General features: G+C 61.0%; 16 protein-coding genes. 8 read left to right on the top strand and 8 right to left on the bottom strand.

Annotation, left to right across the window (positions count from 1 at the left end):
* Positions 1 to 125 precede the first annotated feature (125 nt).
* The 5 genes from C4E04_RS15800 to lpdA all read left to right on the top strand — a co-directional run bounded on the left by C4E04_RS15800 (position 126) and on the right by lpdA (position 6,525).
* Positions 126 to 923: a DeoR/GlpR family DNA-binding transcription regulator gene (locus tag C4E04_RS15800; protein ID WP_210204579.1), complete on the top strand. Its 798-nt coding sequence runs from the start codon at positions 126 to 128 to the stop codon at positions 921 to 923.
* 630 nt (positions 924 to 1,553) lie between these two features.
* Positions 1,554 to 2,786, top strand: coding sequence for a 3-methyl-2-oxobutanoate dehydrogenase (2-methylpropanoyl-transferring) subunit alpha (locus C4E04_RS15795; RefSeq protein ID WP_109598866.1), 1,233 nt, complete (start codon positions 1,554 to 1,556; stop codon positions 2,784 to 2,786).
* Between the two features lie 2 nt (positions 2,787 to 2,788).
* The gene (locus tag C4E04_RS15790; RefSeq protein WP_109598864.1) at positions 2,789 to 3,802 is read left to right on the top strand and encodes an alpha-ketoacid dehydrogenase subunit beta; all 1,014 of its coding nucleotides are present in this window, start codon (positions 2,789 to 2,791) and stop codon (positions 3,800 to 3,802) included.
* A 1-nt stretch (position 3,803) separates the two neighbouring features.
* Entirely contained in the window at positions 3,804 to 5,123 is a 1,320-nt protein-coding gene (locus C4E04_RS15785; RefSeq protein WP_109598862.1) for a dihydrolipoamide acetyltransferase family protein, read from the top strand.
* 4 nt (positions 5,124 to 5,127) lie between these two features.
* Positions 5,128 to 6,525, top strand: a complete 1,398-nt coding sequence (gene lpdA, locus C4E04_RS15780) for a dihydrolipoyl dehydrogenase (protein WP_109598860.1) — start codon at positions 5,128 to 5,130, stop codon at positions 6,523 to 6,525.
* Positions 6,526 to 6,559: 34 nt separating this feature from the next.
* Here lpdA and C4E04_RS15775 read toward each other — a convergent pair whose 3' ends face one another.
* From C4E04_RS15775 to C4E04_RS15765, 3 genes are all read right to left on the bottom strand, one after another.
* Positions 6,560 to 7,009 carry a DMT family transporter gene (locus C4E04_RS15775; RefSeq protein WP_109598858.1) on the bottom strand — a complete coding sequence of 150 codons (450 nt, stop codon included), beginning with the start codon at positions 7,007 to 7,009 and terminating at the stop codon, positions 6,560 to 6,562.
* 67 nt (positions 7,010 to 7,076) lie between these two features.
* Positions 7,077 to 7,298 carry a SlyX family protein gene (locus C4E04_RS15770; RefSeq protein WP_109598856.1) on the bottom strand — a complete coding sequence of 74 codons (222 nt, stop codon included), beginning with the start codon at positions 7,296 to 7,298 and terminating at the stop codon, positions 7,077 to 7,079.
* Positions 7,295 to 8,059, bottom strand: a complete 765-nt coding sequence (locus tag C4E04_RS15765; protein WP_109598854.1) for a rhodanese-related sulfurtransferase — start codon at positions 8,057 to 8,059, stop codon at positions 7,295 to 7,297. The genes C4E04_RS15770 and C4E04_RS15765 overlap by 4 nt, the downstream gene beginning before the upstream one ends.
* Before the next feature lie 350 nt (positions 8,060 to 8,409).
* Here C4E04_RS15765 and C4E04_RS15760 point away from each other — a divergent pair, with 350 nt between their 5' ends.
* Together C4E04_RS15760 and C4E04_RS15755 are read left to right on the top strand one after the other, a co-directional pair.
* Positions 8,410 to 9,171: a 4'-phosphopantetheinyl transferase superfamily protein gene (locus tag C4E04_RS15760; protein WP_109598852.1), complete on the top strand. Its 762-nt coding sequence runs from the start codon at positions 8,410 to 8,412 to the stop codon at positions 9,169 to 9,171.
* Between the two features lie 20 nt (positions 9,172 to 9,191).
* The gene (locus C4E04_RS15755) at positions 9,192 to 13,199 is read left to right on the top strand and encodes a Pls/PosA family non-ribosomal peptide synthetase (RefSeq protein ID WP_109598850.1); all 4,008 of its coding nucleotides are present in this window, start codon (positions 9,192 to 9,194) and stop codon (positions 13,197 to 13,199) included.
* Between the two features lie 156 nt (positions 13,200 to 13,355).
* On the opposite strand, the gene C4E04_RS15750 is transcribed toward C4E04_RS15755, so the two are convergent.
* From C4E04_RS15750 to C4E04_RS15730, 5 genes are all read right to left on the bottom strand, one after another.
* Positions 13,356 to 14,246 carry a LysR family transcriptional regulator gene (locus C4E04_RS15750; protein ID WP_109598848.1) on the bottom strand — a complete coding sequence of 297 codons (891 nt, stop codon included), beginning with the start codon at positions 14,244 to 14,246 and terminating at the stop codon, positions 13,356 to 13,358.
* A gap of 114 nt (positions 14,247 to 14,360) precedes the next feature.
* Positions 14,361 to 18,641: a translocation/assembly module TamB domain-containing protein gene (locus C4E04_RS15745; RefSeq protein WP_162559423.1), complete on the bottom strand. Its 4,281-nt coding sequence runs from the start codon at positions 18,639 to 18,641 to the stop codon at positions 14,361 to 14,363.
* A gap of 8 nt (positions 18,642 to 18,649) precedes the next feature.
* Positions 18,650 to 20,635, bottom strand: a complete 1,986-nt coding sequence (locus tag C4E04_RS15740) for an autotransporter assembly complex family protein (RefSeq protein ID WP_109598844.1) — start codon at positions 20,633 to 20,635, stop codon at positions 18,650 to 18,652.
* A 171-nt stretch (positions 20,636 to 20,806) separates the two neighbouring features.
* On the bottom strand, positions 20,807 to 22,336 hold the full coding sequence (locus C4E04_RS15735) for a UxaA family hydrolase (protein WP_109601191.1): 1,530 nt from the start codon (positions 22,334 to 22,336) through the stop codon (positions 20,807 to 20,809).
* A gap of 62 nt (positions 22,337 to 22,398) precedes the next feature.
* Positions 22,399 to 23,034 carry a GntR family transcriptional regulator gene (locus C4E04_RS15730; protein ID WP_245416119.1) on the bottom strand — a complete coding sequence of 212 codons (636 nt, stop codon included), beginning with the start codon at positions 23,032 to 23,034 and terminating at the stop codon, positions 22,399 to 22,401.
* A 213-nt stretch (positions 23,035 to 23,247) separates the two neighbouring features.
* Here C4E04_RS15730 and uxaC point away from each other — a divergent pair, with 213 nt between their 5' ends.
* Positions 23,248 to 24,651 (top strand): glucuronate isomerase, encoded by a 1,404-nt coding sequence (uxaC, locus tag C4E04_RS15725; RefSeq protein ID WP_109598839.1) that lies wholly within the window; start codon positions 23,248 to 23,250, stop codon positions 24,649 to 24,651.
* Positions 24,652 to 24,679 lie beyond the last annotated feature (28 nt).

Below are 24,679 nucleotides of genomic sequence, written 5' to 3'. Positions count from 1 at the left end.
GCAGGTTATGCACCTTTCTGGAAGGCTAGGAGACCAAACTTGGGATATCAAGCATACTTATGTGGAATGTCCCAAAGGATTTGATGGGGCTACAACAAATTCCGTCATGTCAGGGAGGCGTGTGAGTGCATCTGCCCGAGGGCAAAAAGGCGTCTCGCCAACGACTGATCATAGCCGAGCTCGGCCTAAGTCCGGCTGTAAGGACATCAGACCTCGCCCGCCGGCTTGGCGTATCCGCCGAAACCGTGCGGCGCGATATCGACGAATTGACCCAGCGTGGGCTTGTGAGCCGTACTTATGGCGGTGCGGCCGGGCGCCAGCTGGGATTTCAGCCGGAGTTCCAGGACCGGGATACTCTTGCGGTTCGAGAGCGTGATGCGATCGCTCAAGTCGCTGTCGAGCTTGTCAAGGCGGGCGATGTTCTCATGATCGATTCCGGCTCGACAACCGCCCGCTTCGCCCAGGTTCTCGCGCAGAGAGCCGAGGGAATTACCGTAATCACCAATTGTTTTGCTGTAGCCCATGCTCTGGTCCAGCAAGGCAATTCTCGCGTCCTGTTCTGTCCTGGCGATTTCTCTTCGCGCGAGGGGGGAGTTTATGGTTCAGAGACCTGCGCCTACCTGAAACGATTCAATGCGGATATTGCCTTCATCGGCGCTAGCGGATTGACGATGGAGGGGCCGACAGACGTGGAGACGCAGGCCAGTTGGGTCAAGCGGACCATGCTTGAACGGGCGGAGCGCAGGGTGCTCCTGGCAGATGCGACGAAATTCAACCGGCGCCATCTCGAACTTGTCTGTCCGCTCGATACGCTGACCGACATCGTTTCCGACCGCGCTCCGGAGGGGGCGCTCGCGACCGGCCTTTCAGCCATCAAAGTTGCCTTCCATATCGCACATCTCGGCGCCGTGTCGGAAGTCTAGACACATAAGAACGACGAACATCCGCTTCGCGGAGATGCGCCAATCAAGCTTGTCGAGAACAGCTGTCACGTCCCACACGTCGGTCTGAGAAATGTCGCTTGCAGGAGATCCTGGCGGATACAGAACAAAATGACGGCGGTAAGGACTATGACGGTCAGACAAACGACGCGAGGAATACGGCCAGTTCCGATCAGGGCGGAAAGCCCGAGGGCAAGTCTGATGCCTGTGTCGATGAGCGCTGCGACGATCAAGGCTATGCATGTGGGCCAGCAATAGGCCCCGGTGGAACAGGAGCTCTCCGCTGCTCGTCCCCTGGGCGAGAGTCGAGCGAACTGTCGCTCGATTGGGCAGAGGCTGGCTGCCCATGAGCACGGAAAGCACTTGCCAGAGGCCAATAAGGACGAGGGGGCTCAGCCAAGTTCGGCCACTCTCGAACGTCGATCGGCCTTGCTCACCATGCAAGGGCCAAAAGGGCCGAGAAGGATATCTACAGAGCCAAGATCCGATACATCGGCCCCCGGCTGTGGGCTCAGCCGTGCTGATAGGCATATGGTCTTAGGGTCGGGTAAGCCTTGGCCTATAGCCGAAAAGGGTTTCGCTGCTAGATTCTCCGCAGGAGGCCTTGAGTCCATGACGAGCTATGAACCGCTGACCCTGCATGTCCCCGAACCCGCTGTCCGGCCGGGAGGGGCGCCGGACTTCTCAAATGTCAGGATCCCAAAGGCCGGCGCGGTTCCCCGCCCTGAGATAGACGCCGACCCTGAGAGCATTCGTGATCTCGCTTATTCGATCATCCGGGTCCTCAACCGCAACGGGGAGGCCGTCGGGCCATGGGCTGGCCTCCTGAGCGATGAGGAGTTGCTCGAAGGCATGCGGCACATGATGACCTTGCGGACATTCGATGCCCGCATGTTGACGGCGCAGAGACAGGGTAAGACGTCCTTCTATATGCAGCATCTCGGGGAGGAGGCCATCGGCTGTGCCTTCCGCAAGGCGCTTTCGCCCGGCGACATGAACTTTCCCACCTACAGGCAGGCGGGGCTCCTGATCGCCGGCGGCTATTCGATGGTCGACATGATGTGTCAGGTCTATTCGAATGCCCGTGACCCCCTCAAGGGACGTCAGCTGCCCATCATGTATTCCGCAAAGGATCACGGATTCTTCACGATTTCCGGAAATCTCGCGACGCAGTTCGTGCAGGCCGTCGGATGGGCGATGGCCTCAGCCATCAAGAACGACACGAAGATCGCAGCTGCCTGGATTGGGGACGGCTCGACGGCAGAATCCGATTTCCACGCAGCCCTCGTCTTCGCCTCGACCTATAAGGCGCCTGTCGTTCTCAATATCGTCAACAACCAATGGGCCATCTCGACCTTCCAGGGCATTGCCAGAGGTGGCTCGGGCACGTTTGCGGCGCGGGGCTTAGGCTTTGGTCTTCCCTCCCTACGGGTCGACGGGAACGACTATCTTGCTGTCTATGCTGTCGCCAAATGGGCCGTGGAGCGTGCCCGCCGCAACCTCGGTCCCACCCTCATCGAGTATGTCACCTACAGGGTTGGCGCCCATTCAACCTCGGATGACCCTTCGGCCTATCGCCCGAAGACGGAATCCGATGCATGGCCCTTGGGCGATCCGATCATCCGGCTGAAGAACCACCTGATCGTTCGAGGCGTCTGGTCGGAGGAGCGCCATAAGCAGACAGAGGCGGAAATCCTCGATTCCGTGATTGCCGCGCAAAAGGAGGCCGAGAGCTACGGCACCCTGCATGCCGGCGGAAAACCTTCCGCACGCGACATGTTCGAGGGCGTCTATGCCGAGATGCCGCCTCATCTTCGTAAGCAGCGCCAGCAGGCTGGAGTTTGACCATGGCGAGAATGACGATGGTCGAGGCGATCCGCGATGCCATGGACGTGATGATGGCCCGGGACGACGATGTCGTGGTCTTCGGAGAGGATGTCGGTTATTTCGGCGGCGTGTTTCGCTGTACGCAGGGGTTGCAGCAGAAGTACGGCAAAACACGCTGCTTCGATACGCCGATCAGCGAGTCGGGGATTGTCGGCACCGCTATCGGCATGGCGGCCTATGGCCTGAAGCCCTGCGTCGAGATCCAGTTCGCCGATTACATGTATCCGGCTTACGATCAGATCGTCTCCGAGGCTGCGCGGCTGCGCTATCGTTCAAATGGCCAGTTCACCTGTCCCATGGTAGTGCGCATGCCGACAGGCGGTGGTATTTTTGGAGGGCAGACCCACAGCCAGAGTCCTGAAGCTCTCTTCACGCATGTTTCAGGCCTGAAGACCGTCGTTCCCTCCAATCCTTACGACGCCAAGGGCCTCCTGATCGCCGCGATTGAAGACCCCGATCCCGTCATCTTCCTGGAGCCGAAGCGCCTCTACAACGGGCCGTTCGATGGACATCATGATCGCCCGGTGACGCCCTGGTCGAAGCACGATCTCAGCGAGGTGCCAAGCGGCCACTTCACGATTCCACTGGGCAAGGCGAAGGTGGTGCGCGAGGGAACGGCCGTCACGGTTCTGGCTTACGGAACCATGGTGTTCGTCGCTCAGGCAGCGGCATCCGAAACGAATATTGATGCGGAGATCATCGACCTGAGGACCCTGCTGCCTTTGGACATGGACACCATTGTAGCGTCCGTCAAGAAGACTGGGCGGTGCGTTGTCATCCACGAGGCGACACTCACATCAGGTTTCGGTGCCGAACTCTCCGCTCTCGTTCAGGAGGCTTGCTTCTATCACCTGGAAGCACCCATCGCGCGTGTGACCGGGTGGGACACGCCTTACCCGCACGCCCAAGAATGGGACTACTTCCCAGGACCTGCTCGGGTCGCGCGTGCTCTGATTGAAACGATGGAGGGCTGAGATGGGCGAGCACGTCATCAAAATGCCGGATGTGGGTGAAGGGATCGCCGAGGCGGAGCTGGTGGAGTGGCACGTCAAGGTCGGTGATCTGGTCCGGGAGGATGCTGTTCTCGCGGCCGTCATGACCGATAAGGCAACCGTCGAAATTCCATCTCCGGTCGAGGGAAAAATCCTGTGGCTTGGCGCCGAGGTCGGTGATGTCGTGGCGATCGGCTCACCCCTGATCCGACTGGAGATCGAGGGCGAAGGAAATGCCCCGGCGACACGACCGCAGGAAGCGCAGCATGAAGGGCCGCCTTCGGTGACGCCTGAGGCCTTGCAGAGTGCATCGAAACCAGTGCAGGCAGACAGGGCTGCAGAACATCCGAGGCAGCTGCCGCGAGAGGAAAATCCCCCGCCGCCGCGCCCTTCGGATCGAGAGCCCAAGCTGTCAACAGTTCGGGCCGAAGGGGAAAAGCCCCTGGCGTCTCCTTCTGTGAGGCAGCGGGCACGGGATGCTGGTGTCGACCTTCGCCAAGTGCCGGGCTCGGGTCCAGCCGGCAGGATCACGCATGAGGATATCGATGACTTCATCGCTCACGGGCGTCAGTCGTCGAAGGGGTATGGGCTTGTTCCGAATACGTCCGTTCAAGAAGTCAAGGTAATCGGGCTGCGGCGCAGGATTGCCGAGAAGATGGCACTCTCGAAGTCGCGCATTCCGCATATCACCTATGTGGAAGAGGTCGATATGACGGCGCTGGAGGATCTGCGGGCAGCCCTGAACCAACTACGGCGGCAGGATCAGCCGAAACTGACCATTCTGCCGTTTCTCATGCGCGCCATGGTCAAGGCCATTGCCGAACAGCCGCACTTGAACGCGCACTATGACGATGAGGCGGGGATTGTCCGGCAGCATGGCGGCATCCATATCGGCATTGCAGCCCAGACGAGTGCGGGGCTTGTCGTTCCCGTCGTCAAGCACGTGGAGGCGCGGGACCTCTGGAGCTGCGGTGCTGAGCTCAACCGTCTGTCGGATGAGGCGAAGGCCGGAACTGCGACACGTGAGGACCTGACCGGATCCACCATCACCATCACGTCCCTGGGCGCCATGGGCGGCATTGCAACCACGCCTGTGATCAATCATCCAGAGGTCGCCATTATCGGCGTCAACAAAATGGCGGTCAGACCTGCTTGGGACGGGTCGTCCTTCATTCCCCGAAAGATGATGAATCTCTCTTCCAGCTTCGACCACAGGGTTGTCGATGGCTGGGACGCGGCCGTCTTCATCCAGCGCATCAAGTCGCTTTTGGAAACGCCGGCGTTGATCTTCATGGAAGGCTGAGCTGATGAAGGATATTTCCTGCAAGCTGCTGGTCATTGGTGCAGGGCCGGGTGGTTATGTCTGCGCCATTCGGGCGGGCCAGCTGGGGATTGATACCGTCATCGTCGAGGCCGGCAAGCCGGGCGGCACGTGCCTCAATATCGGGTGCATTCCGTCCAAGGCACTGATCCATGCTGCTGAGGAGTACGACCGGGTCGTTCAATGGTCGGAGAATTCGTCCCCCCTTGGCATCTCAGTGTCCAAACCTGCTCTTGACCTTGCCAGAACGATGGCCTGGAAGGATGGCATTGTCGGACGGCTTAACGGCGGCGTTTCGACCCTCCTCAAGAAGGCCAAGGTGAAGATCGTTCAAGGTTGGGCGACGTTTCGCGATGGGAAAACGATTGCCGTCGAGACCGAGACGGGCCTGCAGGTCATCCGGGCCGAGAATGTGGTGATTGCAACAGGTTCCGCTCCTGTCGAGCTGCCGATCCTGCCCTTTGGCGGACCCATCCTCTCCTCTAAGGAGGCCTTGTCCCTCACGGAAGTGCCGGAGCGTCTCGTCGTGATCGGCGGTGGCTATATCGGCCTTGAATTGGGTACGGCATTCGCCAAGCTGGGTTCGCAAGTGACGGTAGTCGAGGCGCAGGCGCGGATCCTGCCCCAATACGATGCGGAGCTGACGCAGCCTGTCTCCAAACGACTGCAGGAACTCGGAATCAAGGTCATGATCGGTACCTCTGCTGCGGGGTTCGACGTGAAGGCCGGAGATCTAATCGTTCGGACAACAGAGGGCAGCGAAGACCGGCTTCCAGCGGACAAGGTTCTTGTGACTGTCGGAAGGCGGCCTGCAACGGAAGGATGGGGAATGGAGGAGCTCGTCCTCGACCTGGATGGGCGCTTCATCCGGATCGATGACAGGTGTCGTACATCCATGCGGGGGATCTATGCCATCGGGGATGTGACGGGAGAACCTATGCTGGCTCACCGCGCCATGGCTCAGGGGGAAATGGTTGCGGAAATTATCGCCGGACATCAACGCATATGGGACAAACGGGCCATGCCGGCTGTCTGCTTCACCGATCCGGAGATCGTCTCGGTCGGCATGAGTCCTGAGGAGGCGCGCGCGGGGCAGCATGAGTTCATAACGGGACATTTCCCGTTCACGGCGAACGGACGTGCCATGACAAAACTTGGCGAGCAGGGTTTTGTGCGCGTGATCGCCCGGGCGGACAATCACCTCGTACTCGGCATCCAGGCCGTTGGCCAGGGTGTATCGGAGCTCGCCACCGCATTCGCTCTGGCGCTCGAGATGGGAGCCCGCCTGGAGGACATTGCCGGGACCGTTCATGCGCATCCCACACAAGGGGAAGGCTTCCAGGAAGCAGCTCTCAAGGCTCTCGGCCACGGCCTCCACATCTGAGAGGCATATTCGCTGGCATACATCGCAGGAGCGCTCAGCCAGAGCGGGACAGAACCAATCCTGCAAAGATCAGGGCTGCCGCAAGCAGGCGTTGCCATGATATGGCGTGAACGGGGAGACCGAACGCGCCAATTGCATCCAGCACGAGGGCGGCAATCAGCTGTCCGAAAACGAGGGCCGCGATGGTGCTCACGGCCCCGAGCTGAGGAACGCCCCAGATGACGACCGCGACATAGAAAGCGCCGAGCACGCCGCCCAGCCAGGACCACCAGGGTGCAGCGGCCAGAACAGAGCCCGCTGGCCATTCACCCCGTGCCACGCTGATGATGCAAAGAACCAGGAACCCGATCCCGAATGAGAGGCAGGCCGCCTGCAGCGGATCGCCTAGCACCCTCGCGAGTGCGGCGTTGACGGGAGCCTGCGCGGCCAGCATGGCGCCACCGGCAACGATGCCTAGGAAGGGGAGCAGGATCGATAGGTTCATGACGGTCTCCAGCCAGCGGGCGATTCCTCAGATGTGCGGCCGTGGTCGTCCGAACTGCCTTCACGTGTCAATAATGGGGAGGGGGTGGTTCGGTTCTGGGAGGAGCACCGACCTTCTCCTCCGCCTCCTTGACCCGGTCGATAAGGTTCGCGATCTGCCGGGTGAGGCTGTCGATCTGCTTCCACTGCGCCAGTACGGTCTGGTTGAGGTCATCGAGGGCCTGATCCTGATAGGCGATGCGGATCTCCAGGGCATCGATGCGGGAATGGGGATCGCTCGTGTCGCTCACCGGTCGGCTTCCGTATCCTGAGGGGCCGCGGATGGCATTTCGACAAGGCCGTGCCCGAGGCCAATACGCTCGTCGAAGACGAAACAGGCGCCTCGCCACCGGCTTTCGGCTTCCGGGATCTCCTCCAGATATTTCAGGATGCCGCCTTTGAGGTGATAGACCTCTTCGAAGCCTTGAGCGCGCATGAAGGCGCTGGCTTTCTCGCACCGAATGCCGCCTGTGCAGAACATTGCAACTTTCTTATGCCGTTCAGGGTCGAGGTTCCTCTCGACGAAGTCGCGGAATGCACTGAAGCGTGGGAGCCGGGGATCGACGGCCCCCTCGAATGTGCCCATCGCGACCTCAAAGTCGTTACGGGTATCGATCAGGATCACTTCAGGATCCTCCAGGAGCCGGTTCCAGTCGGAGGCTGACACATAGGTGCCGACGACTTGCGTGGGATCTACGGTCGGGTCTCCGATCGTGACGATTTCCTTCTTGAGCCTGACCTTGAGGCGCCCGAAGGGCATTGCCTCCGCCTGTGAGAATTTCAACTCGAGATTGTTGAGGAGTCCGCTGAACAAGGGACCGTCGCGCAGTTCCAGAATGAAAGAGTCGATACTATCAGTTGTGCCGGCGACCGTGCCGTTGATGCCCTCATGGGCGAGGAGCAGGGTCCCCTTCAGCCCGAGCCTTTCGCATAGCCTGAAAAGCGGCTCCCTGATCTGCGGAAAATCGGGGAGAGGGGCAAACTGATAAAGAGCGGCGACTTTGTATGTCATTGCGGTGCATTACCAGCCCCCTGGGCGAGGGGAAACCCTCCCCTAGACCAAGACTTTACTCGCGAGGCCTCCCGCCGTCATGCCACGGTGCAGGCTCTTCAGAGCGAGATCCTTCCAGGCGTCGGCGTCAGGAAAGAAGCTGGCCTTGGGCATGCGTCATTATCGCCCAGATATCCCGGTGAGACCGAAATCCCCGCCTGACCTTGAAATCATTCGGATTTGGCTCGGTTCCTGCCTTTTCTTAGCTTTGGGCGCGTCTTTCGTCGCAGTTGCGTTCATCACTCCTTCATGATGGTAGGTCTACGTTCGGGTTTGCTTCCATATATCGTTGAGGAAGTGGCGGTTCGGCCATGATCTCGCTTTCCATCCTTGCTCTCGGGTCTCTGACCGAGCAGGCGCGTTTGTCCTGCCTTGCCGCCTTCGAGCATGGAGCCGGCGCGGCCGAGCGCGAACGCATGAGCCGCCTGAGGCGCGAAGAGGACCGGCTGTCATACGGGCTCTCGCATGGCTTTCTGCGCCTGGCCCTTGCGGCCGAGGCCGGGCAGGCGCCCCAGGATCTCACGATCGAGGCTTCACCGAGTGGGAAGCCCGTTTGCCGCGGTGGCCCCCATTTCAACATGAGCCATGCGGGTGATTATATCGTGGTTGCCGTGTCCCGTGAGCGGGAGGTGGGGGTGGATGTCGAGGTCCTACCCCGGAGTCACGATGCGACCAGGCCTGTTTCGATTGCCGTGTCCGAGGAGGATCTGCGCCTCCTGCCTTACCTAGCTGAGAGGAGGGATCGGGCCGAAACCATGCTCTGGTCGATCAAGGAAGCCTCGCTGAAGCTGACAGGCGACGTCATGGTCGATCCAGGACACATGGCAGCTCGTCAAATCGGCGAGGGCATTTTTCGGGTTGCACCATCGCGAGCCGCGAGGGCGCCAATCCATGATGCTTTCGTTCGCCAGATCCGGCTCGATGAACATCATGTGCTCTCTCTTGCGACCTATGAGTCTGTTGCCCTTTCCCAAATCGCGGAAGCTCCCGCGTGTTGGCGCGGCCCACCGGTTCCGAACATTCCCATGCGGACGGACCAGTTCGCCGGACGCTCTATGGAACTTAGCCTTTGAAACACCAAAACGTTGCTCCCATGTTTAATCCCCTTCGCGGCCCCGCTCGCCCAGAATTCCTGCGTGACGAGGTCCTGTCCGAGATCTTCGAGGCCTCGGTGCAAAGTGCCCCTGGCAAGCTGGCCGTCATCGACGGTGAGGTTCGTCTCTCCTATCGCGAGCTGAACAAACGAGCCGATGCCATGGCCGGCGGCCTCGCTGCGGCCGGCATAGGGCCCGGCGACGTTGTAGGGCTCTGGATGCCGCGGGGATCCGACCTCCTCATCGCACAGATTGCCATCACGAAGGCCGGGGCCGCGTGGCTACCCTTCGACTCCGAGGCCCCCGTGGAGCGGATCGGCGCATGCCTGCTGGATGTCGGCGCCAAGGGCATCCTCGTTGCGGACGGATGGGAGCCACGTGTTGCATCCCTTGGGATCGCCGCCTTCGCGCCGCATACTCTCTCATCAAGGGCCGAAGGGCCTTTGCCGGATGCCCGGAGCCGAGGCCTCACGCCCGATCATACCGCCTATGTGATCTATACGTCTGGCTCCACGGGAAAGCCGAAGGGGATTGCGGTCACCCATCGCAATATCTGCCACTACCTGAGAGCTTCGAACGCCGTTTACGGCATCCATGGGGACGACGTCGTATTCCAGGGCTGCTCCGTAGCCTTCGACCTTTCGATGGAAGAGATCTGGGTGCCGTATATGGCAGGTGCCAGTCTCTGGGTGGCGCGGCAGGAGCTCTTGAGCGACACAGAGGCTCTGGCGCGCACCATGCGGGACGCCGGCGTGACGGTCATCGACACCGTTCCGACGCTGCTATCCATGCTCGGAGACGAACTTCCTTCGCTGCGCCTGGTGATCCTTGGCGGCGAGGCCTGTCCGCCTGCACTCGTCGCGCGCTTTGCGGCGAACGGCCGACGTCTCTTCAACAGCTACGGTCCTACGGAGGCGACGGTAGTCGCCACCATGGCGGAGCTGAAAGCCGGCGATCCCGTTACCATCGGCCACCCTATCCCGAACTACACCTGTTACGTGGTGGATGAGGCTCTGGGGCTCGTGGCACCCGGCGTGCAGGGGGAACTGCTCATCGGCGGACCGGGAATTGCCGCCGGCTATGTGGGCCGAACAGACCTGACGGCAGAGAAGTTCATTCCCAATCCGTTCGATTCCGATGGTTCCGATCCGGTCCTGTACCGCTCGGGCGATGCAGTCGCGATCGACGAGAATGGTCGCATCGTATTTCAGGGACGTATCGACGATCAGGTGAAGATCCGCGGGTTCCGGGTCGAGCTTGGCGAGATCGAGAGCGTGCTGGCGAGCTTCCCGGGTATTTCACAGGCGGCCGTCATCCTGCGTCAGGACGATGGGATCGATCGCCTCGTGGCGTTCCTGCTGCCACAGCGAGGGATCCAGCCCGATCCGACCCAGCTCAGGCTGGCTCTGCACGAGCGTCTGCCTGCCTACATGGTCCCGGCTCACTTCGAAACTGTTGCTGATCTGCCGCGCTTGGCGGCCTCGGGAAAGGTCGATCGTAAGGCTCTTAAAGCCTGCGCCTTGACGGCTCCGATCGTCGCTTTGGACCAGGACGAGCCCGCAACGAAGACCGAAGCAGCGCTTCTTGCCGCTTCAAAGCGCGTCTTCCCGAACCAGGCCGTTCCATTGGAAGCTGATTTCTTCCTTGATCTGGGAGGCCACTCGCTTCTTGCTGCGCGGTTCGTGTCTTTCGTGCGTGAGAGCCGACACCTGTCCTCTATTACGCTCCAGGATGTCTATACGGGACGCTCATTGCGCAAGATTGCAGAGCGCCTGGATGCTCGTCTTGTAGACGAGGAGGCCGGTGCGTCCGTCACGGGTTTCGATCCGCCGCCGCTCTTGCGCCGGATCCTCTGCGGCATGGCGCAGGCTGCGGCGCTCCCGCTCCTTCTCACGCTGATGTCGGCGCCCTGGCTGTGCATCTTCATCAGCTATACCCTCATCACGGGCGATGATGCCTCCATCGTGCTCGACACGGCGCTGATCTTCGTCGCCTACATGATGGTGAACGTCTTTACGACCTTCTTCGCCGTCGGGGCGAAATGGCTGATCATTGGTCGCATCAAGCCCGGCCGATACCCGCTATGGGGCGTCTATTACTATCGCCTCTGGCTCGTTCAGCGGCTCTTGAGTCTGGTCCACATGAAGTGGTTCCAGGGGTCTCCCGCTATTCGCATTTATCTTCGGCTCCTTGGCGCAAAGGTCGGTAAGGAGGCGCTCATCGCCGAGATCGACGCCGGAGCTTTCGATCTGGTGACCATCGGGGATCACGCCAGTATCGGCGGGAAGGTTACCATTTCCAATGCGCGCGTCGTTGGGAACGAATTGATCATCGGTCCGGTCGAAATCGGGCGCGATGTGTCCATCGGCTCGTCCTGCGTCATCGAGGACGACGTGACGATCGGCGAGGGAGCCGAATTGGCCGATCTCTCGGCTCTGCCAGCCGGCACGAAGGTCGGCGCTTGGGAGGCTTGGCGCGGTTCGCCTGGAAGGAAGGTAGCGGATGTCGACCCGTCGCACCTGCCCCGTCCGGCCGAGGCGGGTCCGATCCGCCGGATGTCGCTGACGGCATTTTTCATTGCCATGCTGGTGATTGCACCGCCGATTGCGCTGATCCCGATCGTTCCGGCCTTCCACTTGATGGAAATGGTCGACACGGTCATCAACCCCATCATCGGCATTCATTACCTCTACTACATGCCGCTCCTGGCGATGCCGGCCGCCGCGATCATGATCTTTGCGACCGTCCTGCTGATCGCTGCCATCCGGTGGATCATTCTGCCTCGGCTGAAGGCTGGCGTGTATTCGGTCTATAGCGGCCTCTATGCCCGCAAATGGGTCGTCAGTCTCGCGACGGAAGTCATGCTAGACGTTCTGTCTTCGCTCTTCGCGACAGTGTACATGCGAGCCTGGTACCGTCTGATGGGGGCCAAGATCGGGAAGGGATCGGAGATCTCCACCAATCTGGCAGGCCGTTTCGACCTCATCGATCTCGGCGACCAGAACTTCATCGCGGACGATGTTGTCCTCGGAGACGAGGAAATGCGTCGCGGGTGGATGACGCTCGGGACGGTCAAGACAGGATCCCGGGTGTTCATCGGAAACGACGCCGTCGTTCCGCCCGGCTATGCGATTGAGAACGGTGCGCTGATCGGCGTCAAGTCAAAGCCTCCGGAAGGTGGCAATGTTGGAGCGGACGAGACTTGGTTCGGCTCTCCTCCGATCCAGCTGCCTGTCCGCCAGCGTTTCAATGCTGCGGTCGCCGACACCTATGAGCCGCCGCGGCGTCTCAAGATCGTGCGTGCTCTGTTTGAAGGCTTCAACATCACGCTCCCGACAGCACTCTTCATCACTTTCGCGACGATGGCCATGGAAGTGCTCGCTCCCTCTGTGCTTCAGAAGCACTGGGGAACGGCGTTTGTCCTCTGCGTGGTAGCCAGCGTCGTCATTGCTGTCGGACAGCTCCTGACCGCTGCTGCCTACAAATGGCTATGGATGGGCACCTACAAGCCGACCATGCGCCCCATGTGGTCCTGGTGGGCACTGCGCACGGAAGCCGTCGCGGTTATGTACTGGGGAATGGCCGGGAAGGGCATCCTCGATCATTTCCGCGGAACGCCTTTCCTTCCTTGGGCGCTTAGGCTTTTCGGAACCAAGACCGGTAAGGGCATCTACATGGACTCGACGGATATCACCGAGTTCGATTGCGTCACGATTGGCGATTATGCAGCGATCAATGCCAATGCCTGTCTGCAGACGCATCTCTATGAAGATCGTCTGATGAAGGTTGGGCGGGTTCATGTAGGCGCGGGCGTCTCGGTCGGCTCCGGCTCAACCGTTCTGTATGACACGGAACTCGGGGCGTTCTCGAAGCTCGGCCCCCTGACTCTCGTGATGAAGGGCGAAGCCATCCCGGCTGGAAGTGAATGGTACGGCTCTCCTGCGCAAGCGCGCTCCCGAAATGTCGCAGAAAGAACCTCCCAGCCGGAGCGGCTCGAAATTGCATAAGCGTGCTGCGCGCCACATCTGAAAGACTGCCACGAAAGAAGCCCGGACATGATCTGTCCGGGCTTTTTCTTTGAGCCTTGGGAGCTGCGCGAGGCCGCTCCGCCATGTGGTGGGTTTAGATCTTTCGACTATGCGCAGACGGGCTCGAAAGTGCCTTTAGTGAGCCCAGCCTTGCGCCTTCGACACCAGGAAATCGCGGAAGACCTGGACGCGCGCAACCGAACGCATTTCCTCCGGATAGACGAGATAGGTGTCGAGCGAGGGCATCTCGATGTCGCGCAGAATCTGAACGACATTGGGCTTTCCCTCCATCGCATAAGCCGGAGCCATGCCGATGCCTGCGCCATATTCGATGGCATGGCGCAAAGCCAGGCTGTCATTGACCACCAGATGCCTTGGCCGCGGATCCTTCGCGTCACGTCCCAGAACGGCAAGCTGGTGAACGGCAAGGACGAAAGGCGGCTGATTCCCACCGAGACAAAGGATCCGATGGTTGTCGAGATCGTCCACGGTCTTAGGCTCGCCGAAGCGTTCCAGATAGGCGAGGGATGCGTAGGCATGATAATGCACAGTGAACAGCCGGCGCTGAATGAGGTCCGGCTGGGCAGGTCGGCGCAGCCTGATCGCGACATCCGCTTCTCGCATAGCGAGATCGAGTTCCTCATTCGTGACGATCAACTGAATGTTGACGTCCGGATAGAGTTCGATGAACTCGGAAATTCGTTGCGCGAGCCATATGGCTCCCAACCCAACAGTGGCGGTGACCTTGAGGTTGCCGGCTGGCAACTGGCTCGTCTCGGTCAGCCGGCTGCGAGTCGATTCCAGCCGCATGAGCATTTCCTGCGCAGCCTGGAAGAGAACGTCACCTTGTTCGGTCAGGAGGAGGCCGCGAGCGTGGCGGTGAAAGAGAGGAACCTTCAGTTCGTGCTCAAGCGCGCTGATCTGTCGGCTCACTGACGATTGGTTGAGGCCCAGGCGTTCGCCCGCGCGGGTAAAGCTGCCTGCCTCGGCAACTTCGTAGAACAACCGGATCTTGTCCCAATCCACGCTCGCCCTCCAACTCCTTTAAGAGGGATGCCATTCAGATCCTCTCTTGTCATCAAGAAAGAGGACACTGTTCCGTCTTGCAAGACGCCGCTTTCACTTCAGCGATCCTGGCAGTCAGTACTCCCACTCGGCTCCGACGCCAACGGACGTGCTGCCATTCGCGCCGACCTCACCCTGAATGCGGATCCTGCGGGTCACGTCGATGTCCACGCTGACCCCACTTTGCTCTGCGGAGGCACCTGCCTTCACGCCGACGCTGACACGATCACTCAGAGCCTTGGAAATCCCGACGGCCGGGCTTCCATCTGCGCCGAAGGAAATGTCCAGTCCCTGCACGCCGAGAGATTTCCGAAGGCTTTCGAAGACGTCGTCGCCGCCACCGCCGGCAAACTGCGCAGCAACCTGGGCCAGCTGCAGAGCCTGTCCAACGGAGAGGCCGCCAGAGGCCTTTGAGAAGAGAATGCGCGACAAAACCTCATCCTGCGGCAGGTCGGGATCCGACGAGAATGTGAAGCGCGGCTCACGCGCGGTTCCCGTTACAAAGACCTGGGCTGTCACATCGCCGGCCCGTGTCTCGGCTGCGAAATCGAGCGCAGGGGTGAGATCGCCCGTAAAGGTCAGGTTTCCTCGAGTAAAATCGAGGCGGGTCCCGACGACCGTGAGCCGCCCGTTGCGCAGCTCAAAGGCGCCGATAGCCACGGGGTTGGCTAGATTGCCCGTCAGCTGAAGATTTCCTCCCAGTTCGGCCTGAATACCGCGGCCTCTTACGTAGATACGGTTCGGTGCCGAGACCGTGAGATTGAGCGCAGCATCGAAGGGAGGAGCACGACGCGAACGTGCCTTGGCTTTGGCCGCGAGCGCAAGCCGGGCTGCCGCAGTCGGGGTCGGATCGACATGCTTGGTGCCTGTAAGCGGCCTGATGGTCGCAGGGAGCCTCTCGGGGATTCGAACCTCCATCGAGGCGATCCTGACTTCACCGTCTATATGAGGGTTCCTGGCCAGCGCCCCTGACAATGAAAGGGCAAGATCCGCCGTTGTCGTGACAATGTCATTCGACACGAGTTCCGCATGCTGGCCCGTGATACGGATCTCGCCCGGAAAGCCTGCGGAGGGATCGATCCTGACGCGTCCTGTCGCCGAAAGGCGGCCATTGTTGCGGGTCGACGCGACCAGTTGCTCGATTGTGATGTCCGTATCTCGAGCGACAACACGGCCGTGAATGTCGGACAAGCGCACACCCTGGACCGCATCCGTAAAGCTGCCGCCCGTCAAATTGGCGCTCCCATTCACGGATGGCGCCTGGGCCGTGCCCGCGATGCGCGCATCCACATTCGCCACGCCCGTAACACTTTGGCCGGAAATGGAGAGATAACCGTTGGCTATGCCGAGATCGATGCGCCCTTGCACGGCCAGGTTCAAACTGCCGCTGGCGTCCAATGGCGCATCGCCTGAAACCCGGAGCGTGCCCGCTCTGCCGGCATTGGCTGTGGCATTGATGGAGGTCCGGCCATTCCGGAGTTCGCCTTCAGCGGATAGATCGACGGCCGGAAGCCCGAGATTTCGGGTCTGCGGTGCCACGAGGTCCGAGACTCGCAAGCGCCAGCTCCCAGCCGGGCGGCTGGCTGTTCCACTCATTCTGGCGCTGCCATTCAGGGCCCCCGCGAGGCCAGTCCCAGGCACCAATATGTCTACAGCGGATAGGGGCACAGCCCGCGCGTCGAGTGTCAGGTCGATCTCTGTTCCAACCCGCCCCTCGACCGAAATTGTGCCTCTGTCGACGGCCAGAGAAAAGCGCTGGATATCGACAGTTCCGCCATCGAAGATCAGCGTCGCCGGTTGCGCGAGCGAGATCTGCCGCCGATCCCGCCGTGCGACCAGTGTCGCAATTTCGAGCCGGGTCGGCATCGCCGGAACAACACGCCCGCGCGCCGTGAGATCGAAGCCGCTCGCCTTCGCTGAAAGGTTGATGTCACTCGCGGCGGGGCTCCCTTTGGCATCCAGCCGGATCTGCGAAATATCCTGTCCGGCTATCCTTGCGCGGTCTACAGCGAGAGACCCATCAATGATGGGCCTTGCATAAAGGTCTGTGGCTGAGAGGTCGGCCGTAAAGCGGTCGATATTGATTTCTGCTGCACGGAGGCGGCTGCCATTGGCCCTGAGGCTGGCATTCTGCCGCCCGCTCTCGGAGGAGAGGATGAGCGTCCCCGCCATGTCTCCGGAAAGGCGTGTCAGAACGAGAGGCGACAGATCGTCGAGATTGCGCGCATCAACCTTGATCTGTCCTGCAGCAAGACGATCGGCACTCACTGAGACCTGTCCGACAATTGTGGCGGAGCCGACCTTCACGTCGAGCGGGTCAACGCTCCATGCGCCCTCGGGATTCTGGCTCACATGGAGCGTTCCGCTCACCGGCTTACGGTCAATCTCGCCGCTGAGGGTCGCATGCATAGCGGGGTGCCCTGTCAGGTCGCCAACGGAAGCCTCGAGGGCAAGGCGAGGCACGGGACGGCCGAGAGCTGTTGCGTCGTCAACCTGCGCATGAGCCTCCGCCATCAGGCGCGACAACGACCCGGTCAGCGTCGCGGCGGCCGTGGCTCGCCCGGTCAAGCGACCATCTGCTCGCGAGAGGTCCGGAAGCTGCAGAGCCGCGTTGAGATCAACCCTTTCAAAGGTTCCGTCGCCATTGAGGCGGAGATCCGCATAGGCGCCCTTGAGAAGGAGGTCGCGGAATCCGAATCCATTTCCACGCAGGGTCTGAACGGTGCCGGTGAGCGTCAGCTGACCGCCGATCAATCCATCGACAGGCGCGATGCCCGTCGCAAAGCGCGTGGCATTTCCATTGAGTGATGCGATGACGGGGCCTGGGGAAAGCAATCCCGTTACGTCGGCCGTCAAGGCGAGCGCGCCCCGGAGGCGCAGCGAAGCGATATCCGCGAAGCGGGACAGGTCCTGCGCCGTGAGGGACAGCTTGCCCTGAGCTTCTCGGCTTCCGAGCTGACCGGCATAGGTTGCGTCAAAGGTCCGTGTGGTGAGATGGGCGGCCTCGACATTCGCCGTCCCGTCCGGGGTTCCGGTGCCGCGAAGCGTCAGGGTGAGTTGCGTCCCGACCGCATTCGCCAAGGCTGGATCCGTCAGTACAACACCGCTCGCAGAGGCATCTGCCGAAAAGGCAATCCGGGTCGTCTTTTCGGAAAGAGGGCCGTTGGGAGAGGTAGAAAATGTTGCGGCAATCTTGCCGAAACGCCCCGACGGCAGCCGCACGTCCTCAGCATCGAGTTTGCCTCCGACCAGGGGGGAGGCCAGGGGGCCTGAGATGCTGCCGTCGAAGGCCAGCTTGCGGATTTCAGCGAGGCCAGCCACCGTCTTTCCCTCTACGGTCGGGAGGGCACGGGCGGTTACTTTCAGGTCAAGCATTCCACCGGTGGCGACGCGGCCTGCGACGTCGAGCCTTGCCGTGTGCGAGGCGACGGACAGCTGCGGAATCTCGACAGAGCTGTCATCCGCAAAGGAGATCTGCGCATTCAGGGTCGTTGTTCCGGCGAAGACTGGAGCCGCAATGGAGGGGAGGAGGCCTTCGATGCGGGCTTGCGTGTCGATGTCCAGGAGCCTCGCAGAGCCTGCCCGCCGCAGGTTGGCCTGGCCCTTTGCGCCAATTGTGTCGCCGGCGTCGAAGGTCAGTTGAGCCCCGAAGGCATCGAGTGTTCCGGTTCCGGAAAGGTCGAGCTTGACCGGCGGCAGGCCGGGAATGTTCGAGGCTCTCGCAAGGATTCCTCCGGCCGGTTCATCGAGCGCAAGGGTCAGCTGAAGGTTCTCGGATGCATAGAGCAAGCGGGCGGTAAGCTGCCCGGGGGCATCCAGGCGACGAGCGTCGAATCTCAGGTTGAGTCCCTCGGACGGGCTGCCGAGTGAGGCCGCGCCTGTCGCAGACAATTGTGCCGGGACGCCCAGGATGGGCTGTCCCAAAGCAAGCTCTCGCAAGGCGAAGTCCCGAACCTGGACGCTGACGGGCAATTCCGGAAGAAGGGGTTGATCCGCTCCCGGGACTTCTTCTTCGGCCGGTAGCGGCCTTCTAAGGATTTCGAGCTTTCCGATGTCGAGGCGATCGACTTCGAGGCGCCGCGAGAGGAGCGCCAGACGACGCCAGACGAGGCGGGCACTGTCCAGCCGGAGCCAGACGCCATCACGGTCGGCGATGGTGATGTTGCGGATCGTGGCATCCGACGAAAGCGCCCCTTCCACTGCCCCGATGGAGACGCGCGTGCTTGGCGTGGATAGTGCTCGCGAGATCAGGTCCGCGAGAAATCCGCGATCTTCCTCGGCGCTGCGGGAAACGAGCGTCAATCCGAGCCAGATGATCCCGGCGAGGAGAATGGCGGTTGGAACGAGGCGGCGCATGACCATCATCAGAAAGCCTGTCCGATGCTCACATAGAACGAGACCGGCTTATCACCGGGGCGTCCATTGAGCGGGGTGGCAATGTCGAGGCGGATGGGGCCGATCGCCGTATAATAGCGAAGGCCGAGCCCTGCCGACATGCGCAGTTTATCCTTGAAGTCGGGGTAGCTCGACTCGAAGGCGTTCCCTGCATCAAAGAACGGCACGATCCCGATCGTATCGGTGATCTTGATACGTGCCTCGAACGACGCCTCCAGAAGGCTTCTGCCGCCAACCACATAACCGAAGGGCCCCTGAGGTCCAAGGCTACGATAGCGATAGCCCCGCACGGAGCCGCCGCCCCCCGCGAAGAAGCGGAAATTGGCGGGGATCTCATCCAACTCCGGACCGAGGATGGTGCCCAGACCGATCCGCCCAGCGAGAATGTAGCGAGCATCCTCATCGAGCGAATAATAGGTCGAAGCTTCAAGCTTGCCTACAGTCATGCCTACCGTGGATCCGAGAAAACTCGGAAAGGGCGTCAGCGAGGCCGTGACCCGGGCGCCGCGGGTCGGGTCGAGAGGACGGTCTGTGGAATCGTAAGACAGCGAGGCGGGGAGCCCCATCAGGAAGTAGTCAATCTTGCCGAGGACATCGCTGGACTGTCCTTTCTGCAATTGTGCTCCCGCCTGGACCGAGAAGGTGTCGCTGAAGCGGTGGCGGATAAAGGCCGTGCCATTCACGAAACGGCTCGTATATCCGCCGTACCGGTCGCCTCCGGTTCGGTCTCTCTCGACAAGGGCATCGAGAAGAAGGTCGTTTCTCGATCCTCCCAGAGCGGGCTTCATGAAGCTCGCGCTGAAGCGGCCCCCCAAGTCGGACGGTTCAAGATCCTGAATGCTCTTAATCCTCGTTCCATCGTTGCGGGGAGCGAGAAAGAGATCGGATTCGAGGCGTAGCCGCTCGGCGCCGCCGAACAGGTTGCGATGCTCCCAGTAGCCATGCAGGGCAGGGCCGTCGATTGTCGAGTATCGCGCAGAGAAGCCGATGACGCGGGGCTTGCGCTCCGTGACCTCGACGAAGATCGGCAAGCGGCCATTTGCGTCAAGCGCCTCGGCCTCTCGGATTCTGACGGAGCCGAGGGCCTGGATCGCGCCGATGGATTTTCGTGTATCCGCGAGAGCCTTAGGGGAGTAAGGATCGCCCGGCTCAATGTAGATGAAGGAGCGCACGACCGCGGGGTCCACATTCTCGGTTCCGGAGATGGCAATCTCTCCGAAAGACGCAACAGGCCCAGGATCGATGGTGTAGGCAACGTCCATGATCCGTGCCGGATGAAAGACGATCGGCTCCGTCGAGACGGCTTTCGCCAGCGGGCGTGACTGGCTGCGGAAATAGTCGACGATGCGCGCTCTGGCAGCACGGAGATCCGCAGCCCTCGCTGGATCGCCAGGGTTCAGCCCGATGATCCGGCTCGGCAACGTCTGAGGTGAAAATGGCTGTCCGGTCGTTGCACTGTCCACCTCAATTCGGCGCAGCGTAAAAAGAGGGCCTGTCTGCACAACGACACGCACGGGCACAGGCGCACGACCCCGGTAAGTCTCTGCCGCCTGAGCGGCCGCAATGGAGTTTCCTCCAAGGGTCAGTGAGGCGTTGCCGACCTGGAAGGCAAGGGTGGCATTGTAATAACCTGAGCCCCAGAGGGCATCGAGCATTGGGCCGAAATCCGCCTGGGCGCGACGGACCAGCGAATCGCCTTCAAGGGGAGACTCCTGCCGGAGGGAGTAAAGCTGCGAGGCATCCTTCAGAGGCTGCTCAACGGCTTTTCTGTCACCGGAGATATCATAGGTCAGGACATAGGGCAGGGCGTTCGGGGAGGCGGCCGGTGGCTCCTCGTCCTTCCCGAACAGGCCGAACAGATCGAACGCCTGCGCGGAGCTGCCTGGCAGCATGAGAGCGCCGGCAAGAAGACACACGGAAAGCGAGACGACGCCGCGCCAAGGCCACAAATGCATTCATCCCTCCTCGCGTCCTCAACAGCGGCAAGAATGCGGACATTTTGTGATCGCACCCGGAAGCGGAATGGGTCGAGGGGGATTTTTTAAAGACGAAGCTGTCGAGAGGGGCGGAAATTGACGGTTACCGTTAACCGGTATTGAAGATGGAACCAGGGTCGCCGACAGTTGCTACATTGTTGCTCCGATTTGCCACGGCAGAAATTCTGCCTCCCCGTATCCGAGCTCTTCGGACTTGGTCCGGCGGCCGGACGCGACCTGAAGGATGGCTTCGAAGATCTCCCGACCTTTTTCCTCGATCGAAACGCCCTCGAGGATATCGCCGCAATTGATATCCATGTCGTCGATCATGCGACGATAGATTTCGCTATTGGTCGCGAGTTTGAGGGAGGGAGTCGGTTTGCAGCCATAGGCGGAGCCTCGCCCCGTCGTGAAGCATAAGAGATTGGCGCCGCCCGCCACCTGACCCGTCGCCGAGACCGGGTCGTAGCCCGGCGTATCCATGAAGACGAGCCCCTTCGCGATCACCGGTTCAGCATAGTCATAGACGGCATTTAGAGGCGTGGTCCCGCCCTTGGCCGCTGCCCCGAGCGACTTCTCGAGAATGGTGCTCAAGCCTCCGGCCTTGTTTCCGGGCGAAGGATTGTTGTTCATCTCGCCTCGGTTGCGGGCCGTGTAATCCTCCCACCAGGCGATGCGCCCGAGGAGTTTCTCCCCGACCTCCGGCGCGGCGGCGCGGCGGATGAGCAGGTGCTCGGCACCGTAGATCTCGGGCGTTTCGGACAGAATGGCCGTGCCTCCATGGCGAACCAGAAGGTCCGCAGCCGCGCCGAGGGCCGGGTTCGCAGTGATGCCCGAATACCCGTCCGAGCCGCCGCATTGCAGGGCAAGCATGAGCTCCGATGCCGGTACCGTCTCTCTGCGGGCCTTCGATGCGACCGGAATCATGTCCGCGATGGCGGCGACCCCTGCCTCGACGGTTTTCCGTGTTCCGCCGACATCCTGAATTGTCATCGTGCGGAAGCTTTCGCTCTCCTGAATCCCGTAGAGCTCCTTCCAGCGTGTGATCTGAAAGACCTCGCAGCCGAGCCCGACCATGAGGACGCCGGCAATGTTTGGATTGGACGCATAACCCCACTGGGTCCGCTTTAGAATTTCCGATCCCTCTCCGCGCAAATCCATGCCGCATCCGGTCCCATGGACCAGAGGAAGGATGCCGTCGATCTGAGGACGGTCGTCGAGCAGACCCGACCGCTCCACTTCGCGGGCAATAAAGCGGGCTACGGTGGCCGAGCAATTTACACTTGTGAGAATAGCCAGATAATTTCTCGTCCCGACCTTGCCATTGGCGCGACGGAAGCCTTGAAACGTTGCACGTTCTTCGAGCGGTAGGATGGACGACGGTTCGACGTTCTCCGCAAGGTGATATTCGCGCGAAAATGCTTGGACTTGGATGTTATGATCGTGAAGCCATTCTCCCGGCTCGATGGGCCGCATGGCAAAGCCGATGATCTGTCCGAACTTGAGAACCGGAGCCCCTTCGGCAATCCGTGTCGTCGCCATCTTATGGCCTCGCGGAACCCGCTCCCTAACCGTGAGGCCATGGAGGCTGAGCCCGGGACTTAAAGGATCGACGGCAACGAGCACATTATCCCGCTCATGAAGGCGGATGGTGCGGGGCAGGGGGCTGCGTTCGTTCATGGTGCTTGCCATTTAACCCGGCCGGCTCCCGAGCGTGCCGGCGGCTGGAGCGCGAGGCACAATCATGCGCTCAGAGCCGCGGAGAGAGTGGTCGGTTCCGGCTCGAAAAGATCCGGATGCTGAACCTGCATTTCAGGAAGAGAGCGGAGAATCTCGCTTAGATGTTCCTGCATCGCCTTTTGTGCTGCCGATGGATTTCCATCACGAATGGCACCGACGATGATCTCATGCTGCGCCACGACCACATGCCGAGGAGTGGCCTGAGTCATATCGAGAAAGCGAACACGGTCCATCTGCGGTTTGACGTCCTCGATCATCTCCCAGGCGGCAAGGCGACCGGCTGCTTCGGCCAGGAGACGATGGAATTCCTCGTCGAGAGCAAGAAAGTCCTCCGTGGATTTCGAGCGCTGCGCGCGGCGCTGACGCGTGAGGCTTGCATTCAATTCAGCCAGCATCGACGGACTGGCTTTAAGGGCAGCCTCGCGTACGACGGCGGTCTCCACGGCTTCGCGGATGAAGCGGGCATTCTCGACCCCGGCGCGGGAAATCTTGACAACCTGGGTCCCCCGCTGAGGGAGAACCCGCACAAGGCCCGCTTCACTCAACTTGATCAGGGCTTCCCGCACAGGGGAGCGGCTGACGCCGAAGCGTCGGGCCAAGTCTTGTTCTGACAGCATCTCTCCAGGAGCGAGCTGCATGGTGACGATGGCCTGGCGAAGTGTGCGCGTCACCTGCCGGGCGATCGATTCCGGGCGCAGATCAAGCTTCGGGAGGCTTTTTTCATTCATAATTGATACACTACCATACTAGTAGACCATTGCAAAGCGGCCGGAGTCACTCTAACCTAAGGGCCATAGACAGCTCAAAACGGCGGATGACAAGCCGAAGCGGCGTCGAGGGAGTGAGGCCATATGCTGATCCATCCGGACCGGCTATTCCCCAATGAACCAGATGCACGTGCTGTCGCCCGGCGGCTGTATGGCGCCGTTCGAGACCTTCCGATCATTTCTCCTCATGGTCATACGGACCCACGTTGGTATGCGGAGGACAAGCCCTTTCCTGATCCGGCCACGCTCTTCGTTATCCCGGACCACTACATCTTCCGCATGCTCTACAGCCAGGGCGTGCCGCTTGAGGATCTCGGAATCTCAAGGCGCGATGGGCCGCCCTCGGAGCGTGACGCCCGCGCCATCTGGCGGCGCTTTGCGGCCCATTATCATCTCTTTCGCGGCACTCCGACCCGCCTCTGGCTTGACCATACTTTTTCGACACTGTTTGGATTCACCGAGCGGCTGTCGTCGCACAATGCCGATGTCTATTTCGACCAGATCGATGCTGCGCTGCGAACGCCGCAATTCCGCCCGCGTGCGCTTTTCGAGCGGTTCCGCATCGAGGCGATCGCAACGACGGAAAGCCCGCTCGACCCTCTCATACATCATGAGGCCATCAGAACGTCCGGCTGGCATGGCCGGGTGATCACGGCCTATCGCCCCGATCCTGTCGTCGATCCGGACTTCGAAGGGTTTCGTGACAACCTGAAGCACTTCGGCGAAATCACGGGGTGCGATACGTCGAGCTGGGACGGCTATCTCGAGGCCCATCGCAGGCGCAGAGCGTTCTTCCGTGACTACGGCGCAACCTCGACCGATCACGGGCACCCGTCCGCACGAACGGCAGACCTGCCTCGTCCGGAAGCCGAAGCTCTCTTCCGGCGCGTGTCCACTGGATCTGTTTCCGCCGAGGATGCGGAGCTTTTTCGGGCTCAGATGCTGACCGAAATGGCCGCGATGAGCCTTGATGACGGCATGGTCATGCAGATCCACCCCGGCTCCTTCCGCAATCACAATAAAGTGCTCTTCTCCCGCTTAGGGCGCGACATGGGGGCAGATATTCCCTCAGGCACCGACTATGTGACCGCTCTCAAACCTCTGCTCGACCGCTTCGGAAACGAGCGTGACCTGACGATCATCCTCTTTACCCTTGACGAGACGAGCTACTCCCGTGAGCTCGCCCCGCTCGCCGGACATTATCCTGCGCTCAAACTGGGTCCTGCCTGGTGGTTCTTTGATTCCCCTGAAGGCATGAGGCGGTTTCGCGAGCTGACGACCGAGACGGCGGGCTTCTACAACACGGTGGGATTCAATGACGACACGCGTGCTTATCTCTCGATCCCGGCGCGCCACGACATGGCACGCCGTGTGGATTGCGCCTTTCTCGCTCACCTTGTGACGTCGCATCGCCTTGATGAGGACGAAGCGCGCGAGGTGGCTCACGATCTCGCTTATCGCCTCGCCAAAGAGGCCTACAGGCTGTGAAGCCGGACACGGAGCCCAAGAACCGTGC

It is taken from the genome of Microvirga sp. 17 mud 1-3 (assembly GCF_003151255.1).
Lineage (GTDB): Bacteria > Pseudomonadota > Alphaproteobacteria > Rhizobiales > Beijerinckiaceae > Microvirga.
Note: the sequence above shows the minus strand (reverse complement) of the source record. Positions and strands in the feature narration are given on the sequence as shown.

Excerpts from the sequence above, each read along its gene's own strand:
- C4E04_RS15795 (WP_109598866.1), top strand. The coding sequence starts at position 1,554 with ATGACGAGCTATGAACCGCTGACCCTGCATGTCCCCGAACCCGCTGTC.
- C4E04_RS15790 (WP_109598864.1), top strand. The coding sequence starts at position 2,789 with ATGGCGAGAATGACGATGGTCGAGGCGATCCGCGATGCCATGGACGTG.
- C4E04_RS15785 (WP_109598862.1), top strand. The coding sequence starts at position 3,804 with ATGGGCGAGCACGTCATCAAAATGCCGGATGTGGGTGAAGGGATCGCC.
- lpdA (WP_109598860.1), top strand. The coding sequence starts at position 5,128 with ATGAAGGATATTTCCTGCAAGCTGCTGGTCATTGGTGCAGGGCCGGGT.
- C4E04_RS15775 (WP_109598858.1), bottom strand. The coding sequence starts at position 7,009 with ATGAACCTATCGATCCTGCTCCCCTTCCTAGGCATCGTTGCCGGTGGC.
- C4E04_RS15765 (WP_109598854.1), bottom strand. The coding sequence starts at position 8,059 with ATGACATACAAAGTCGCCGCTCTTTATCAGTTTGCCCCTCTCCCCGAT.
- C4E04_RS15760 (WP_109598852.1), top strand. The coding sequence starts at position 8,410 with ATGATCTCGCTTTCCATCCTTGCTCTCGGGTCTCTGACCGAGCAGGCG.
- C4E04_RS15755 (WP_109598850.1), top strand. The coding sequence starts at position 9,192 with ATGTTTAATCCCCTTCGCGGCCCCGCTCGCCCAGAATTCCTGCGTGAC.
- C4E04_RS15745 (WP_162559423.1), bottom strand. The coding sequence starts at position 18,641 with ATGCGCCGCCTCGTTCCAACCGCCATTCTCCTCGCCGGGATCATCTGG.
- C4E04_RS15740 (WP_109598844.1), bottom strand. The coding sequence starts at position 20,635 with ATGCATTTGTGGCCTTGGCGCGGCGTCGTCTCGCTTTCCGTGTGTCTT.
- C4E04_RS15735 (WP_109601191.1), bottom strand. The coding sequence starts at position 22,336 with ATGAACGAACGCAGCCCCCTGCCCCGCACCATCCGCCTTCATGAGCGG.
- C4E04_RS15730 (WP_245416119.1), bottom strand. The coding sequence starts at position 23,034 with ATGCAGCTCGCTCCTGGAGAGATGCTGTCAGAACAAGACTTGGCCCGA.
- uxaC (WP_109598839.1), top strand. The coding sequence starts at position 23,248 with ATGCTGATCCATCCGGACCGGCTATTCCCCAATGAACCAGATGCACGT.